Below are 15,483 nucleotides of genomic sequence, written 5' to 3'. Positions count from 1 at the left end.
GTTCCGGGGTCGAAGTCCTGGTAGGTCACCGAGACATTCGGGCTCGGCGTGCTGCCGGAGCTGAGCGAGATGAACGGCTGGTAGACCGTGTCCGTCGAGGTCGAGGCGTTCGCCGTGCCGGTCCAGGCGTAGACATTCCCTGCGGCAGCCGTGAAGGAGCCGTCGAAGTAGGTTCCGACGGTTCCGGTCGCCTCGATGAGGATCGCCTCGCCGTCGAGCCAGTCGGAGGCCGCCCAGTTCGAGCCGCCCGTGACCGCCTGCGCCGTGAAGACCGCGTTGGTCACCGCCGCGCCCGAGGTGCCGACCACCGTCAGCTGCGTCCACGTGCTCGCCGAGACGGCCACTGAGGAGCCGGTGACCGTGTTGACGATCGTGTTCGAGCTGTTGCGGAAGTCGACCTTGAGCTGGAGCGTCTGCGCCTTGGAGCAGCGGACCCATATCTGCGTGGCGTACTGCGTCGCAGCCGAGAGCCCGGTCTGCGTGTAGGAGATCCCGCCCGAGATGGCCGTGGTCGCGACGGTCCACGTCACTCGCGGGAAGCCGGGGATCGAGAGGTAGCCTGCGCCCGAGTTCCACGCCACGGACGCGGTGCCACCCGTCCCGGCGACGGCGGCGTAGTTGGTCGCCGTCGTCGCCGCAGATGGGTTCGTGGCGAGGTTCGTCCGGACAGTCACGCTCACAGCGACGGCCTCCTAGCTCCTCGGAAGTCGGCGGCGTCGATGGCCTGACCCGCGACTGTGCTGACGTATCCCTTGAGCTGCTGGCCGTTCTCGAGCACGAGGTAGAGCTGCTGCGGTGCCGACGAGAACGCGCCCGAGCCGCCCATCGCCGAGAATGCGGGTGACAGGTCGAGCGAGCCCGCAATGGTGTCCGTGACCTTCTGGAGCGTCGAGCCGAGCGCGGGGATGGACCCCTCGATGCCGTCGATCAGGCTGCCCATGATCCAGCCGCCGTGGGGCTTGAGCATGACCTTGTCGTACTCAGGCGGACCCTTGTGATCGGCGATGAACTGCGTCACCGATGCCAGCACGCCGTCGAGCGGCCCGAACATGGCCTGCTGGATGCCGCTGACGAGACCGCCGATGATCTGCTGACCAGCACCGAGGAGCCAGCCGCCAGCTCCCGCGAGAGCACCAACGACACGCCCTTGCAGGCCCTCGACGGTCGTAACGACCTCGCCCATGCCGATGTCGAATTGGCTGACCATTCCGGAGACCGCTCCGGTTATGGTGCCGAGGAGATTGCCGCGGAAGATCTCTGACTTGAGGATCATCGACGCCAGTGACTCGCCCCACTGCTGGTCCATCGTGACGATGTAGTTGTGGACCGTGATGCCCGAGTTGTCGATGTTGTTGTTGATGTCGTTTGTGGCTTGGTCGAGCTGTGGCAGCGCGTCGGTGACCGACTTGATGCCGTCGGTGACCTGCTTCATCGACTGGCCGAAGTCCTTGGCGGCCTTCGCCACGGTGCCGTCTTGCCCCATGGTGCCGTCGGCGTTCGTCCCCACCTTGTTCATGGCCGAGCCGAAGCCGGCCGCTGCGTTCCCAGTGGTTCCCGAGGTGCCGCTGCTGTCGCCGAAGACGCCGAGGAACGAGCGTGAGATGTTGTCCAGCGCGGGCTGGATGTCCTTCTCCCAGAGGCCCGAGAGCTGCGGCGCGACGTTGGTGACGAAGGTAATGAAGCCGTCGAGCGCCTGACCGAGCGCCGGAAGGAGCTTCGTGCCGATCTCGATGGAGGTGGTCTGGAAGATCTCCTTGGCCCGGTCCAGCTTCGTATTGAAATTGTCCTGGATCTCAGCCCAGCCCTTGACGTTCCCCGAGGCGTCGGCGGTGGCTCCCGCGACGGCGTTGATCGCCTGATGCGTGTAGTCCGCGTTCTCGCCCGTGAGCATGAGCGCGGTGTTCGCGCCCGTCGCGTCGCCCGTCAGGAGCCGCCACGCCTGCGCGTAGTTCTGCAGGACGGTCTCGCCGGACATCTGCTCGTTTCCGAGCGCGTGGGTCGAGCCGAGGAGGGTGGCGAGCTGGGTGATCTGCTTCTCGTGGACCGGGTCGAGCTGGACGGCCTCCTTCATCCACTCCTTCCAGCCCATCGAGCCGTCGAAGAGGTGCTGGCCGAGCTCCTGGACCTTCGGGTCGAGCTCGTCGAGAGCCGACTTCATGTCCAGCAGGAGCTTGTCCGAGCCGGGGGGCATGGAGGAGACAATCTTGTCGTGCAGCATGTCGAGCGTGCCGGAGAGGCCCTTGCTCGAGAGCTGGTCCGAGACGCCCTGCGCGGTCAGGCCGAAGAGTGCGAACTCCTTGGTCTGCTGCTGCGTCGGGTTCAGCATGTGCCGGATCGTGTCGTTGAGGTTCTGTGTCGCCTGGTCCGCGCTCATGCCGTGGACCGTCATCGAGGCTAGGTCGCCGAGGATGTCGTTCAGGCTGATGTGCGCGGCCGAGGCCAGCGGCAGGACCGAGTGCAGGGAGCCGGAGAACAGCTCGAAGGTCGTCTTGCCCTGCGAGGTTGCCGTAATGAGCTTGGAGGTCACGTCGGCAGCGTCGGAGGCCGAGAGATGGTAGTCCCGCAGCGCCGAGGTCACAGCGTCGCCGACGGTCGCGACGTCGGAGCCCTCGGCCTTGGCACCCTGCGCGGCAGCCTTGAGGACGTTGAGCATGTCGGCGCCATGGAAGCCCGCCGACTCGATGTAGTACGCGCCCTGCTGCAGGTTCTCGACCGTCGTGCCCGTGTCCTGCGCGACCTGCAGGATGCCGTCCCCAACCATCTTGAGGTTCGCCATCGACTCGCCTGCGGACGTCGCGAGGCGGGTATTGGCGGCCTCGAAGTCGCCGGCCGCCTTGACCATGTCCTCGACGCCCTTGACTACCTCCGCGCCGCCGAATGCGAGGCCGAGCATTCCGGCGAGCTTGGTGACGCTGCCGCCGATGCCCTCGAAGACGGAAGAGGTGTTGTGGTCCTTGGCGAAGATGTCGAAGATCAGCTGCGTGCTACTGGCCACCGAGGCCCACCCCCCACCATCCGACCTTGTTGTCCTTGAGCTGCTTCACCGCATCGACGTAGCCGAGCCACATGTCGTAGGGCATGTCCCAGACGTTCATGGGCGTGATGCCGGGCCAGTGGTGGGAGACGACGATGATGTTCGCGTAGACCGACTCCTCGACGTCCTCGAGGTGGTCTACGGTTCGGGGCTTGCGTCCTGATCGGAAGCCGCTGGGGCTTTTGGGATCTCGGGCTCCTCGTCCTCGACGATGACGGCGAACTCGTCGAGGGGAACCTCATTCGCCTCCTCGAAGCTGAGATCCTCGCCCGCCGCGAGTCGAAGTACCCAGACGAATGCCATCCACGACTTCTGGATCTTGGGGTCTTCGTAGATGTCGTCGGGCGACTTGACGCTCTGGACGTCGCCGAGGACCGTCTTCATCCCGACGCCCTGCTCTAGGAGCACTCGGCGCCAGACGTTCAATGACGCACGGAGTGCTGTGCGCGGGTCGTATTCGCGTCCCTGGATTACGAACTTCTTCACTCAGACGCCCTTCGCGATGTCGGATACTGCCTGTTCCATGGCGACGAGGAGCGCAGCTTCCATGCCCGTCGTGGCCTTGCGGATGGGGGTGTAGAACCAGTCGACGCCGTTCTGGTTCGCCCACGCCCGCTTGTTGCCGAAGACGGGGTGGCGGAACGACTTGAGCCGGTAGACCCGGTTCATGCCCTTCTGATTCGCGGGGAGGGCGTTGGAGCTGGAGACGATGCGGATGCCCAGCTTCGTCCCGAGCGAGACGCGCGTGCCCTTCGCGATCCCGGCGCGCAGGCCGGTGCTGCCGTGGTTGCGGCCGAGGCGCTTCTCCCGGAAGAGGGCCCTCTGGGTCTTGGTGCGCTGGTCGGCCTTCGGCGGAGGTGGGCCGAGCACGGTCCTCTTGGCCGCCTCGGAGCCAGCCGCACCAGCGACGCGCAAGCCCTTGTTGACGCGCCGCTGGATCGTCGGGCCTGCCTCCTTGGCCATGCGCCGGATCTTGTTGATGGACTCCGGCGACAGCTCGACCTTGATCTCGGGCGCGCCGGCCACCGTCAGACCGCCGTGTCGAGCGTGCGGAGGATCGCGGTCACGGGCGAGACGCCGGAGCCGCCATCGAGCACGTCGAAGGAGATCGACTGCTTCACGACGCCCTGAGTGGCGTTCGGCAGGTCGCCGCCCGTGCGGATCACGGGGATGTAGATCTGGAAGGTGTTGAAGATGCTGGTCGCGAGCTGCGTGGCCGAAGTGAAGGTCAGCAGGACCGCGAGCGACGTCTGGTTGAGGTAGGCGTCGCGCAGCGTCGTCGAGTCGAACTCGGCCGTCAGCTTGCCCGTGATGGCCTTGCGCGTCTGCGCCGGGCGCCGGGACTGCTTGCCGCCGCCGCCGTAGGTGAAGCCGTTCACGTCGAGCTTGTGGTCGATCGCAAGGGAGAAGTCCAGAACGTCGCCGACCGTCGTGCCGCCCGTGGCCAGCGTGGTTGCAGTCGGCGCGGTGATCGAGCCGCCGATGACCATCGCGCCCTCGGAGAAGTAGAACAGCTCATTGGAGGCGATGTAGGACGGCGTGGTGTAGGCCGTCGTGGTGTCGAGCTTCTGCGCGTTCCACGAGGTCTTGACCTTGACGATGTCGCCGAGTGCCGAGGTGATCTCACCCTTGGTGCAGACCGCGCCGGAGAACGTGTGAGGCTGGACCGCGCCGCCGCCGAGGAGCGGGATGCCCTTCTGGATCGTGTAGCTGTTGACCGGGTCGGTCGTCGCGATCGTGAAGTTCTGCTGGAAGGCTGGGGCAGTCAGAGACGAGGATGCAGACGCGCCAAGCAGTGCCTCGAGGAAGATCCCGCAGCCCTTCGCTGCGAGCTCGAGCTCTATGTCGCCCTCGGCCCACTGCTTGCCGATGACGCGACGCTCGACGCGGTCGACCATCGAGCCAGCGCGGAATCCCGCAGTCTGCTTGATGTCGAACTTGTACTCGAGCGTCTCGTTGATGAACTCAGGCCAGTGGGTGACCGTCGTCGTGGTGCCGTAGGTGGACTCCTTCACGAGTCCCACGCTGGCGTCGAGCTGTGTGGTCATGCAGGCTCACCCTCTCCGGTGGCAGGCGCCTCAGCCGGCGCGTCGGTTGCCCCCAGGAGGGCCTTGAGGAACGCCTCGGCGGACTTGTCGCCGGGGGCATAGTGGAAGGGCTGCGCGAGGAGCTGCGAAGCCTGATCCTCGGTGGCATCGAAGACCTCGCCGGCCTCGACCACGCGGCCGACGAGCGGGATGTCCAGATGCCCGAAGGGTGAGATGTTCTTGACCTTGACGGACACTGGCACTCCTTAGATGCGGGTCTTGACGTCGACAGCGAAGGTGACTCGGGCCTGCGGCCCCGCGTTCTCGGTGGGCTCCTGATAGAAGTCCTCGACGCGGATCACGGCCATGAGGTAGGGGGCAACCCCGGAGAGCAGCCCGAGGGACGGGTCTGCGGGGCGTGCGCGGATCGCCGTGTCAGCCTGGTCGATCAGGTCGAACGCGGCGTCTCGGGCGGACTTGGAGGTGGTGCCGTCGCCGATCGCTACGGCCGCGCAGGCGATGGAGAACTCCTCGTCGCGCGAGCGCTGCCCCATCGGTCCCCATTCGGACTTTCCGGTGGCAGCCAGGAAGTTGCTGGTCTCGCCGCTGCCGTCGTAGCCGACGAAGATGGCGGCGCGGTAGTCGTCGGTCGGCACAGGGCCATCCCAGACCGTGAGGCCAGCGCGCTTCCATGTCGTGACCAGAGCGTCGATGACGGCGGGGATGCGTGAGGAGACCATCAGGCGACCCCCGGAAGCGGTGCGCCGAGGATCTCGATCACCTTGCGCGGCACGGCGTAGGAGAAGCCTGCGACGGTCACGGTGTCATCGCCCGCGGTTCCGCCCATGCCCGGCATGAAGCCGCCGGCCGCGCCGCGGTGCGTGCGCCAGAGGTGCTGGACGATGAACGCAGTGGCGAGGATGCAGGTATCGGGGATCACGGTCTGGCCGGCGGTGTAGGTCACGGTCACGTTGCCGCTCAGCGAGGGGTTGCCGTTCATGGCGAACATGCGCCCGCTCGGCTCGACGTGGACCTGAGAGCCGGTCCAAGTGGCTCCGGCGGGGTCGTCTACCTTCGCAACCGAGGAGACCGAGGCCACGGGGATATGGGAGAGGATCACGGCCTGATCCACGGTCGAGACGGTCAGCTCCTCGGTGAAGCTGCGCTGGACGATCGTGCGTCCCGTCAGCGACTCCACGATGGCCGACGCCGCGCCGAGGTACTTCCGCAGCTCCTCGTCCTCCGCGGGCAGTGTGTTGGAGAGGTCCAGCTGGTCCTTGATGTCGTCGAGCGGGACGATGTAGCCCGGATCGAGCGCGAGGACGTTGAAGCTCTGCGACTGCGCGCCGGGATTCGTGCCCGTCGCGACCCAGCGGGCCGTGTGGCGCCCCGACTGGGTGGTCAGGTAGTCGTAGATGTAGACGCCGGTTGTCGTCGGCGGGTTCGTCACGGTCGGGGAGACCGTGGACCCGTCCGGGAGCGTGATGGTCAGCGTGACCGTCGTCGCGTTCGCGAGCGTCACGCCGTCCGGCATCAGGTCGTTGTAGGTGAGCCGGATGACGTCGCCGAGATCCGTGGCCATCGGCTACTCCTTGGGTGCGGCTGCCCTGCGCCTCGGCGCGGGCTGCTCGGGAGTCTCGAGGGGGGACTTCGCGACGGCGCGCTCCTGGATGCGGACGAGGCCGCCCTTCGCGTCGTCAAAGTTCCAGCCGTGGCGGGTCAGCTCCTCGGCCACGCTGATGACGATGTGGCCCGCTCCGGCCTGCACGCACCGCCGGTACTCCTCCGCGAGGGCGCGGACGTAGGGTGTGGGTTCGTCGCTCATCAGCCCATCCGTTCGATCGGGTAGTGGAGGTGTACAGGGCGCACGTCCCACGCGATCGGAGTCTCGAACTCGACCACGTTGGAGTGCCATGCGGAGAAGGAGCCGTCAGAGAAGTGGCCCGGCGCGACGTCGGAGTAGTGCCGGAGGATGTCGCGGGGCAGGTAGACCATACCGAGGCCGAAGAGGTGGCACGTCGGCTCACCCTCGTCCACGAATCGGCACGTGGCCTTGATCTCCGGGTAGTGGTAGGCGCGGTGCGCCCACGGGGCGTTCAGGATCGGATCGTTCGACCCCGTCGGCGCCCACAGCCGGTAGGGAGCCACCCGGACGCGGTCGGGCTCGGACTCGCAGTGCGCGAGGAACCTCTCGACGGCGTCCTTGTCGACTGCGATGTCCCACTCGAGGAGGAGGAGGTCGTCGGGGAAGGCGTCCACGAGGCCGCGGTAGTCGTAGGTCTCCATCTCGAAGCGCGGCAGGTCGTCCTGCACGTATGCGCGGCCCGCCGGGACGGTCTTCGGGAAGGAGCGGATGATCTTCAAGCGATGGCCTCCGCATACACGTCGCCGTGGTGGCGGTCGTAGGTGATCTCGTGGCGGGAGAAGCAGGAGAGCCACTTGGCGAGCGCGAGAGGCTCGACGTTGCCGTAGTACTCGCCCTCCCGCACATCCAGCCCGTCATGGCCCGAGTGGGGGGCGCGCGGCGGGGCTGCGGCGGTGAGGAGGAGGCGGCCGCCCGGCTTGAGCAGCCGACGGCATGCCCGCACCACCCCAGCCGCGTCGGGTGCGTGCTCGAGTACCTCGGCGCACACCACGACGTCGGCGAGGGCGTCGGGCTCCCATCCCCGGACGTCGCAGACGACATCGACTTGCGGGCCCGGATAGAGGTCGACGCCGATGATCCGCTCGGCGTCGAAGAGTGGGCGGACGGAGCCGTTGATGTTCCGGCCGCCCACATCGACGAGGAGGACGATGCGGCCGAGGCCCTGCGCGTGCTGCGTGAGCCAGTTCAGGGCCTCGGCGTGCATCAGACTCCTATCAGGTGAAGGACGGCGCCGTGAGGCCGGTGCCGCTGATCTGCGTGATGCCCGCGGGGTAGCGCCCGGCGGTGAATGCCACGTAGTTGTAGACCTGCAGGACAACCTCGAGGTTCTGCCCCTTGACCTCCATGAGCGCCCGCGTGCGGACACCGCCCTCGAAGAGGATTGAGTCGGAGGCGCGCAGGACGAGGATCGTGTCCTGGTTCGTGCCCGCGCCGAGGTTCGTCGGGATGTTCGGGTCCGTGATGACCGGGAGGCCCTGCACGTTGCCGACCACGCCCTGAGCGGCGACCTCGGAGAGGATGCCGCCTGCGTTCATCGGGCCCTGCACGTTCGGGAGGAACAGTGGGCGACCCTGACCGTCGCGGGCGGCGAGGAGGCCACCCCAGCGGCGGGGGTGCATGATGATCGCCGTCGGGGGCTGGTAGCGGCCGGTGTGGACGAGCTGGATCGCGTTCGCGATCGCCGCGTACATCGTGCCCGCGTTCTGCGTGGTGTCCGAGTAGGTCACCGTCTGGATGCCCGAGGTGTTCAGGATGCCGAGCACCTGACCGGACGAGCCCGAGCCGCTGATGACCTGCAGGTCAAGGCGCTGGTTGTAGTCGGCGACGAGATCCTGGAAGACCACCTGGTCGAAGTTGACCGGGCTCTGCTCGATGAGCTGGAGTGCGATCGACTGCTGGCCCGCGATGGTCTTGACGCCCGCCTGCACCGACGTGTCGGTGAGGTCCGTCTCGTTGACAGCCGCGTTGTCCGCCGTCTGGACCGCCGTAGCCGTTCCGGTGGCGATCTTCGGGATGTTGATCGAGTCGGTGCCCGCGGGGAGCGCCTGGTTCGAGACGGCGTTCGCCGTCGCGCGGCCCGGACGGGCGAGCGCGATCCACTCGTTCATCATCCAGAGCGGGGGAGTGAAGTAACCGCCCTGACCGTCGGTGCGGCTCAGATCGGCACGGGTTTCGACGTCGACCTCGCGGCTGTGGCGCTCGAGGCGGGCGCGGGCGGTGCCGTCGTCGCGGAACGAGGAGACGAGGGCGAGATCCTTGAAGTAGGACCGGCCGTTGCCCTTCTCGTAGGTGACGCCCTCGCGGGTGACCTCGACGCTCTGGCGGGCCTTGCGAACCGCGATCGCGCCGGCCGTCAGCGTGGTCTCGCGCTGCCGCTCCTCGACGATGGGGTTGATCCGCTCGTCGAGGCTCTTGAGAACCTCGTCCTTCTCGGCGATCTGGGAGGTGAGGGCCCGAAACTCGGTATCTTCCTCCTCGGAGAGATCCTCGCGGACCTCCTGCTCGGCGAGATCGGTGATTGCCTTGCGCTTGGCCACGAGGCCCTCGCGCGCCTTCGCCTCGGCCTCGCGCTTGGCGAGGAGGCGGGTAAGGAGCTCATCAGACATGACGAACTCACTCCTGTCTGCCCAGAGTGGGCGGGAGAAGCGATCGGTTGACGTACCGCCCTGCGGTCGCGCGCCTGTTCGCCCAGAGACAGGGCGCGGCAGCGACCCCGGCCCCAGAGACAGGGGTGCGGGGTTGGGTCGTTCGGTCGGGAAGTCCTAGGCGCCCGTGATGCGGAGCGCCTCGGCAAGGGAGAGGGTCTTCTTCTTCGGCGGGTCGACGCGCTGCGCGACCTGCACCAGACGGGACTTGAGCGCCCGGCGCTGCTCGTCGCTCAGGTCGAGGTCGCGCATCTCGGCGAGCACGCTCTCCTCGTCAAGCCCCGAGACGTACTCGAGCGCCCGGAGCATGTTGAGCTCGGCGTCGGTGGCGGGGTTGGCGGGGAAGGTCACCACGCTCACGTCCCCCTGGTGCAGGGAGACCTCGAGGAGGGTTCGCTTCGTCTCGTCGTCGGACCAGTAGTCGGACTTGGTGACGAAGCCGAAGCTCATCTGGTCGAGGTCGCCGCGGCGCATCTTGACCGCGAGGCTCTGCACGTGCGGGTCGGTGGTGTCGAGGTCCGTGTCGACGAACAGCCCGTGCTTGTCTGCGCTCAGGTGCAGCGTGCCGGAGCGCGTCCGGGCGAGCGGCAGGCCGTCGTGGTTCACGAGGAACACGACGTCGGGATTCGACTTGAGCGTCACGTCGAAGGCGTGCGGGTCGACGGTCTCTGTCCAGCCTCCGCGGGTGGGCCCACCGTAGACGTCGTAGCCGTTGCCGAAGACCGAGGCGTAGCCCTCGAAGTGGACGGTATTGGGGTCGGACGTCGAGGCGCGAAACTCGAACTCGCCAGCGGGCAGCGCGCGCCGCGAGCGCACGTCGATAAGGCTTCCCTTGCGCGCCATCAGTTGCCCTCCTCGCTGGGGGTGTTCGTCGGGGGTTCCTGAGTGGGTGTGCCGGGCTTGTCCGGCTTGAGGGTGCCGATCGGGTCTTCGTCGAGGGTGCCGGCGCGGCCCTCCTGCACCATGACGGCGAGCGGCGTGTAGTCGTTGCCCATGTCCTCGGTGATGAGGGGCTCGTCTTCCTTGGCGCGGATCTCGTTGACGTTGGCGTAGCCGATGTTCCGTTGGATCTGGTAGATCTGGAACCTCGCCAGCGAGTCCATCTTGATAAGCCCGTCAGGGTTGAACTGGACCGTATGGCCGTTCGGCGTCAGCTGCGAGAATGCGGCCTCGAGCTTGTCCAGCCAGCCGCGCAGCGAGAACGAAACGAAGTTGATCCCGTGCTGCTCGACGTTGTGGTAGGTCATGCTCTTGCCGGTCTCGCCGCCGATCATCTCGGGCGGGATGCCGTAGACCACCGCGATCTGCGTCGCCGTCAGCCGCATGGTCTCGACGAACTGGGCGTCGGAGTGCGGGATGGTGAACGGCTCGTAGGACCAGTCATTGCCGTAGACCAGCGGCTCGTGGGAGCGGATCGCCTGCACGATGCGCGACTTGATCGCCTGCGCGTCGGCCTGGTTGACCGTCTGCTCCTTGTTCTGGAACTGCCCCGGAGGGATGCCGCCGCCCTTGAACCAGTCGGACTTGTACTGCATCGCGTCAAGGCCGATGCCGACGCTCGATGCGTAGGCGCCGAGCGGGGAGAGGCCCCAGACGCGGCCCGGCATCGTGAACCACGGGATGTGGACGACATCCTCGCGGGGGAGCTCGTGGCCCATGTAGGTGAAGATCGGGTCGGTGAACGAACCGCGCTCGCCGAGGGTCGGCAGAGAGTCCTGCACATAGACTAGCTCCGGCTTGAGCCACTCGACCTTCGTCGGGTACTCGAGGTAGTCGCGCTCGGTGACGACGCCGATCGCGTTTCCGGTGAAGGCGAGGCTGATGACGGCCCTGTAGATCCAGTCATAGGCCGTCCCGGTGGCCGAAGGATTGGCGAAAAGCCGCGAAAGCTGGGTGCGAACGCGCGAATTGCCGCGATTCACGAACTCTTCGAGCGGAAGTCCGGCGCAGGATGACGCAAGCAGCCTTCCGGCCGCGAAGACGGGCGCCAGACGCACCGCCTCGAACTCGACGGCCTCGTTGACGACCGAGGGCCCGTACCGCAGCGGGTAGCTGACCGAGGAGACGTCGAGTGCGCGCTCCTCCTGCTTGGCCGCCTTGGTCCTCTTCCGGAAGGGGTTGCTGAACAGGGCCAAAGGCGAGCCCCCCTTCCTAGAAGACAGAGTCGAGCAGGTTGTAGTTCCGCTTCCGGACGAGGTGCGCGCGGGACTCGTAGGCCCAGCGGGCGAGCGTGATGGCGACGAGCGGCGACGTGTCGGCCGCGGCGTCCTTGCGGGCCCAGACCAGCGAATCGGCGTTGAGCTTCGTCTTCGCGCCGGCCACCGAGGCGTCGAGCTCAGGCTGGCCCGTGTGGCGGAAGGTCGCCTGCCGGGCCGCGTCGAGGAGCTGGCCCGTCGCGGCTGACATCTCCGACCACGAGGCGACGGCGAGGTCACCGCGCCTCGGGGCATCCTTGTCGTCCGACGGCTTGATCCCGCGCTTCTGGAGGTCGGAGCCGAGGGAGTCGAAGGTCGCCTTGCCCATCGCGACCGCGATCGGGTCCAGGGACTCGCGCCACTCGACCACGCGGGGGATGATCCAGTCCGTGCCGGGCCGGTAGTCGATGATCTGGACGTGCCCGAGCTGGCCGTCCTTGCGGAGGCCGTAGAGTCCGATGGCTGCGTAGTCGCGCTCGGGGGCGATGTCCACGGCGATAGCCACGTCACCCTCGCGCCGGGACTCGCGGTCGAGCATCAGGCCGTTCCATGCGCCCATGTCGATCGCACCCCCGCCGATGATCTGCTTGGGCCAGAGGCCGAGCACCTCGCGCCCGAAGCCCTTGCGGGTGAGCTCGCCATTCGGGGGGCAGAGTGCCTGGATGGTCTCGAGCGACACGCGGCCCCGATTGAGGCCGGGGCACGCCTGAGCCCAGAGCCGGTGGTCCTCGATGTCGACCCTGTCGATGTCGTCGAGGTAGCCGTCGAGTCCCCAGTCCCGATAGCCGAGGCGCGGGGCGCCGATCTCGGCGCGCTTCCGCAGCGAGTACATGACCTCGCCCTCGTCCCCGCTCAGCGGTGGCGACGAGAGGAAGATGGTCTGCGCGTTCCGCTTGGCGATCAGAGTCGGCGCGATGGCGTCCTGTTGCTCCGAGGTGTAGGCGAACGCCTCGTCGATCACGTTGACGTCGGGGCTGAAACCGCGGAGGCCGCCCTTGGACCGGGCGAAGAACAGGATGCGCTTGCCGGAGTCGAGGCGCTCGAAGCCGCGCTCCGAATTGGAGTTCCAGACCTTGACGGTGATGCCGTCGATGTCGATGGTCTCCTCGGAAGCCTTGCGGTGGGACTCGCCGAGGCCGCGGAAGACGCTCCGAATCCGGCGGAAGGCTTGAAGCGAGGTGTCGTACTTGTGCGCGGACCAGGTTATGTCCTCGCCCTCGCCGGCCTCGCCTCCGAGGAGGAGGCCGTAGACAACGCGGGCCTCGCCGAGAACGCCCTTGCCCTGCTGGCGGGCGACCCACTCGGCGTACTGGTAGCACGCCCATTTGCCATCCGGCCGGATCGACAGCATGAGGTCGATTCCGTCGCGCTGCCATTGCTCGAGCGACTTGCCGGCGGCCTCCATGAGGTCTGCGGCAATGTCTCCGTCTGAGTCGACGATGTCCGTCGGCCGGAGCTCAATGCGTGGCCGCTCCGCTCCGAGCAGCTCGTCGTGCGGCGAGGTCTGCAAGGACTCCACCGCCCTTCTTCGCGGGCTCGGCCTTCGGTAGGCCCTTGTCGAGTTCGGCGACGATGCCCTTCAATGCGGTGGCCTGCTCACGCGCCTCGGCAAGGACGCGGTCGACGTAGACGGTCACCTCGGTTCCGGTCTCGTCGTGGCGGAAGCGCAGCCAGTCGTGTCCGGCGAGCTGTCGGTCCAGAGTGTCGAGGCGATCGAGGATGCGGCACGCCTCGACGGCGAGGCCATGCATCAGCGGGGGGAGGTCACCCTCAGCGGTGAGAGCGGCCCACAGGCGCGCGCCCGAGCCCGTGGCGGGCTGAATGTCCATGACTTGGGTATCGAGGGCCTTGCAGCGACCGGGCACGCACAGGCCATGGTCTCCGGCCTTGTGGTGCCTGTAGCGGCGCTTGACCAGGGCATCGGAGTCAGCCATGGGGGTATACCCTCCGTGTCCATGCTGGCCCGGCGAAAATTGCGGGGGGAAAAATGAACGCGACCGGCGGGTCTACGGCACTGCGCCTCTCAAAAAATACCCCCGGCGGGTATGCCCGGCACTCCCATGCACGCGAGTTCGGCACTGCCACCCGCGCCCGGCAGGCTGGCACTGCCACGGCATTGCGCTTTCGCTTGCCTGCGGCTCGGGTTGCGGCTCGTCGCGCGCACTCGACAATGCACAGATGCACACTGCACGTGGCATGTGTTGTGTGTGGGTGGTAGGCAAACCACCCCTAGGGAGGGCCCAACCAAGGAGGGCCCTGCGATGCAGACCCCCTTGACCGGGTCGCGACCGTGCGCGCTGCCGACGTGCGGCTTAGTGCCGTGGTGCCTTGGGGTGCTTCGGGTGGGCTGGGTGCTTGGGATGCTTCGGGTGCTTGGGCCAGCCGTGATGCGTGCTCTTCGGCCAACCTTTGTGCGTGCTCTTCGGCCAAGCCATTTGCGCTCACCTCACACTGTGCTCGGATCTATTGCGACCAAGCCGCGCGGATTGCCGACGCTGACCTGGCCGCATGGCCTGCCGTACCTGCACGCGCACTCTGCACGGGCGATCCCGCGCAGCCGATTGGAGCGAGTGGAGTTACAGCCATAGTGAGCTAGACGGCAATTGTTCCGGTCGTGCTCGTTGCCGCCGTGCTGCAGCTGGATCAGATGGTCAGCGCTGCGGCTAAGCGGGTGCGTGCGCGGAAGCTCTTGATTGACGAAGCGGCCGCACAGCCAGCACAGTTCCTCTTCGTCGTAAACCCTCCGGGCGATCTCGCGCCAGCGGTGGTCTGCGGTTCGGTACGTGCGGCTCAATGCGATTCGCGAGTGTCGCCATACAGGAACAGCGACTCATGCCAGCCGCCATGCCCCCTTGGGCGAGCGCATGGGAAGTCATGCGCTTGGTGGGCATCGTCGTAGAGGACGACATTATCGTCACACCTGTACCGATCCCACCCGACCGGGAACCAGAGCCGTGCGCGGTGGAACGCTGCCCATGCCCTGAGCCAGAGCGTCGCGATCATGGCCGCCTCCAGACAAAGAGAAAGGGCGAAGCGTTCCGATAGTTCAGACACTTCGCCCAAGGCACGACTAGCATAACATCATCGAATGACAACCGTGTATTTTACATCGGCATGTCTAGCCCTTAAATGCCGATAGCCCCCGACTCCGCGAGTGGAGTCGGGGGCTTGGCTTAGAATGGATAGCCGCGTTCTGCCCATGCGTGCAGTCCGCCCCTCGGAACTTCGACGATCCTGCCATAGGGAACATGCGAGTCGACGCCTACATAGGTGTCGACTCCGTCGCGGACGATCAGTACGCCATGCTTTCCGCCTTGCAGCGCCTTCTCGACCGCTGTCTCGATGGCTTCATGCTCGGCGGTCATCATCTTGCGGACAAGCTCAGCGATCAGGTCTTGGATCTCCTTCACCCCGCATGCACCGCCTTCACAAGCCAGCCCATCTGCTCGGGCGGCCAGCCTGCGCCGCACCCGACGCATTCGGCCGTCCATTGCCAGATCTTGAGCATCCCGCCATCCTCATCCCAGCAGTGGACCCGCAGCGCGGGCTTGCCCTCGTGGTAGAGCACTGAGCATGCCGGGCATGGCAGGGTGAGCTTCCGGGGCGGCTTGGTCGGCGCGACGATGGCGTTGATGGCGTCGATCCAGTCGAGCGTCACGTGCTCGAGGAACGCCATCCATTCGGCGTTGATGTCCTCGACGGCCCACGACTCGATGACTGCCTTGAGGGTGCCGGCAAAGCTCGGTATGAGCTCGTGCTGGTGCTCGCGCGCGCCGTGCTCGATGTCCTGGAGGAGGGCCAGCGCACCCTCCCCGATCGGAAGGGCCACGCCTCCAGATGTGCCGCCGCTGCCATGCTCGTTGGCTGTCACCGCGGCCTCCAGCTGGTCCAGCAGCGCAGGAACGGAAATGGGCCCTTTCGGGCCCATGGTGAGGTG

The 15,483-nt window shown here is 66.8% G+C and carries 19 protein-coding genes; all 19 read right to left on the bottom strand.

Annotated features, from left to right (window positions below; translation table 11 throughout):
• On the bottom strand, nucleotides 1–680 hold a 680-nt coding region (locus tag ACTHL9_RS06785), incomplete at its 3' end, for a hypothetical protein (protein WP_440518088.1).
• On the bottom strand, nucleotides 677–2,995 hold the full coding sequence (locus tag ACTHL9_RS06780; RefSeq protein WP_440518087.1) for a phage tail tape measure protein: 2,319 nt from the start codon (nucleotides 2,993–2,995) through the stop codon (nucleotides 677–679). The genes ACTHL9_RS06780 and ACTHL9_RS06785, both read right to left, overlap by 4 nt.
• 177 nt (nucleotides 2,996–3,172) lie before the next feature.
• A complete protein-coding gene (locus ACTHL9_RS06775; RefSeq protein WP_440518086.1) occupies nucleotides 3,173–3,520 on the bottom strand; it encodes a hypothetical protein in 348 nt (115 codons plus the stop codon).
• Complete coding sequence (locus tag ACTHL9_RS06770; RefSeq protein ID WP_440518085.1) at nucleotides 3,521–4,060, bottom strand: hypothetical protein; 540 nt, start codon at nucleotides 4,058–4,060, stop codon at nucleotides 3,521–3,523.
• A 2-nt stretch (nucleotides 4,061–4,062) separates the two neighbouring features.
• Nucleotides 4,063–5,082: a phage tail tube protein gene (locus tag ACTHL9_RS06765; RefSeq protein ID WP_440518084.1), complete on the bottom strand. Its 1,020-nt coding sequence runs from the start codon at nucleotides 5,080–5,082 to the stop codon at nucleotides 4,063–4,065.
• Entirely contained in the window at nucleotides 5,079–5,318 is a 240-nt protein-coding gene (locus ACTHL9_RS06760; RefSeq protein ID WP_440518083.1) for a hypothetical protein, read from the bottom strand. The genes ACTHL9_RS06765 and ACTHL9_RS06760 overlap by 4 nt, the downstream gene beginning before the upstream one ends.
• Nucleotides 5,319–5,327: 9 nt before the next feature.
• Nucleotides 5,328–5,801, bottom strand: coding sequence for a hypothetical protein (locus tag ACTHL9_RS06755; protein ID WP_440518082.1), 474 nt, complete (start codon nucleotides 5,799–5,801; stop codon nucleotides 5,328–5,330).
• On the bottom strand, nucleotides 5,801–6,643 hold the full coding sequence (locus tag ACTHL9_RS06750) for a head-tail connector protein (protein ID WP_440518081.1): 843 nt from the start codon (nucleotides 6,641–6,643) through the stop codon (nucleotides 5,801–5,803). Before ACTHL9_RS06750 ends, ACTHL9_RS06755 begins: the two co-directional genes overlap by 1 nt.
• Before the next feature lie 3 nt (nucleotides 6,644–6,646).
• On the bottom strand, nucleotides 6,647–6,886 hold the full coding sequence (locus tag ACTHL9_RS06745) for a hypothetical protein (protein ID WP_440518080.1): 240 nt from the start codon (nucleotides 6,884–6,886) through the stop codon (nucleotides 6,647–6,649).
• Nucleotides 6,886–7,425 (bottom strand): hypothetical protein, encoded by a 540-nt coding sequence (locus ACTHL9_RS06740; RefSeq protein ID WP_440518079.1) that lies wholly within the window; start codon nucleotides 7,423–7,425, stop codon nucleotides 6,886–6,888. The genes ACTHL9_RS06745 and ACTHL9_RS06740 overlap by 1 nt, the downstream gene beginning before the upstream one ends.
• Complete coding sequence (locus ACTHL9_RS06735) at nucleotides 7,422–7,910, bottom strand: class I SAM-dependent methyltransferase (protein ID WP_440518078.1); 489 nt, start codon at nucleotides 7,908–7,910, stop codon at nucleotides 7,422–7,424. The genes ACTHL9_RS06740 and ACTHL9_RS06735 overlap by 4 nt, the downstream gene beginning before the upstream one ends.
• A gap of 10 nt (nucleotides 7,911–7,920) precedes the next feature.
• The gene (locus ACTHL9_RS06730) at nucleotides 7,921–9,312 is read right to left on the bottom strand and encodes a phage major capsid protein (protein ID WP_440518077.1); all 1,392 of its coding nucleotides are present in this window, start codon (nucleotides 9,310–9,312) and stop codon (nucleotides 7,921–7,923) included.
• 156 nt (nucleotides 9,313–9,468) lie between these two features.
• On the bottom strand, nucleotides 9,469–10,194 hold the full coding sequence (locus ACTHL9_RS06725) for an HK97 family phage prohead protease (RefSeq protein WP_440518076.1): 726 nt from the start codon (nucleotides 10,192–10,194) through the stop codon (nucleotides 9,469–9,471).
• Complete coding sequence (locus ACTHL9_RS06720; RefSeq protein WP_440518075.1) at nucleotides 10,194–11,486, bottom strand: phage portal protein; 1,293 nt, start codon at nucleotides 11,484–11,486, stop codon at nucleotides 10,194–10,196. The genes ACTHL9_RS06725 and ACTHL9_RS06720 overlap by 1 nt, the downstream gene beginning before the upstream one ends.
• Nucleotides 11,487–11,502: 16 nt before the next feature.
• A complete protein-coding gene (locus ACTHL9_RS06715; protein WP_440518074.1) occupies nucleotides 11,503–13,065 on the bottom strand; it encodes a hypothetical protein in 1,563 nt (520 codons plus the stop codon).
• Nucleotides 13,004–13,480 (bottom strand): hypothetical protein, encoded by a 477-nt coding sequence (locus ACTHL9_RS06710; protein WP_440518073.1) that lies wholly within the window; start codon nucleotides 13,478–13,480, stop codon nucleotides 13,004–13,006. Before ACTHL9_RS06710 ends, ACTHL9_RS06715 begins: the two co-directional genes overlap by 62 nt.
• 512 nt (nucleotides 13,481–13,992) lie before the next feature.
• Nucleotides 13,993–14,340 carry an HNH endonuclease gene (locus tag ACTHL9_RS06705; protein ID WP_440518072.1) on the bottom strand — a complete coding sequence of 116 codons (348 nt, stop codon included), beginning with the start codon at nucleotides 14,338–14,340 and terminating at the stop codon, nucleotides 13,993–13,995.
• Between the two features lie 379 nt (nucleotides 14,341–14,719).
• Nucleotides 14,720–14,956, bottom strand: coding sequence for a hypothetical protein (locus ACTHL9_RS06700; protein ID WP_440518071.1), 237 nt, complete (start codon nucleotides 14,954–14,956; stop codon nucleotides 14,720–14,722).
• A partial coding sequence (locus ACTHL9_RS06695; protein WP_440518070.1) for a DUF7341 domain-containing protein occupies nucleotides 14,953–15,483 on the bottom strand: 531 nt, incomplete at its 5' end. The genes ACTHL9_RS06695 and ACTHL9_RS06700, both read right to left, overlap by 4 nt.

This window comes from Sinomonas sp., from assembly GCF_051955515.1.
In the GTDB taxonomy this organism is placed as follows: Bacteria; Actinomycetota; Actinomycetes; order Actinomycetales; family Micrococcaceae; genus Sinomonas.
The sequence above is the reverse complement of the archived record's forward strand: the minus strand, read 5'-3'. Positions and strand labels throughout refer to the sequence as shown.

Bases quoted from the DNA above. Each gene is read 5' to 3' on its own strand.
- ACTHL9_RS06765 (WP_440518084.1), bottom strand. From the start codon at position 5,082: ATGACCACACAGCTCGACGCCAGCGTGGGACTCGTGAAGGAGTCCACC.
- ACTHL9_RS06755 (WP_440518082.1), bottom strand. From the start codon at position 5,801: ATGGTCTCCTCACGCATCCCCGCCGTCATCGACGCTCTGGTCACGACA.
- ACTHL9_RS06750 (WP_440518081.1), bottom strand. From the start codon at position 6,643: ATGGCCACGGATCTCGGCGACGTCATCCGGCTCACCTACAACGACCTG.
- ACTHL9_RS06745 (WP_440518080.1), bottom strand. From the start codon at position 6,886: ATGAGCGACGAACCCACACCCTACGTCCGCGCCCTCGCGGAGGAGTAC.
- ACTHL9_RS06735 (WP_440518078.1), bottom strand. From the start codon at position 7,910: ATGCACGCCGAGGCCCTGAACTGGCTCACGCAGCACGCGCAGGGCCTC.
- ACTHL9_RS06730 (WP_440518077.1), bottom strand. From the start codon at position 9,312: ATGTCTGATGAGCTCCTTACCCGCCTCCTCGCCAAGCGCGAGGCCGAG.
- ACTHL9_RS06725 (WP_440518076.1), bottom strand. From the start codon at position 10,194: ATGGCGCGCAAGGGAAGCCTTATCGACGTGCGCTCGCGGCGCGCGCTG.
- ACTHL9_RS06710 (WP_440518073.1), bottom strand. From the start codon at position 13,480: ATGGCTGACTCCGATGCCCTGGTCAAGCGCCGCTACAGGCACCACAAG.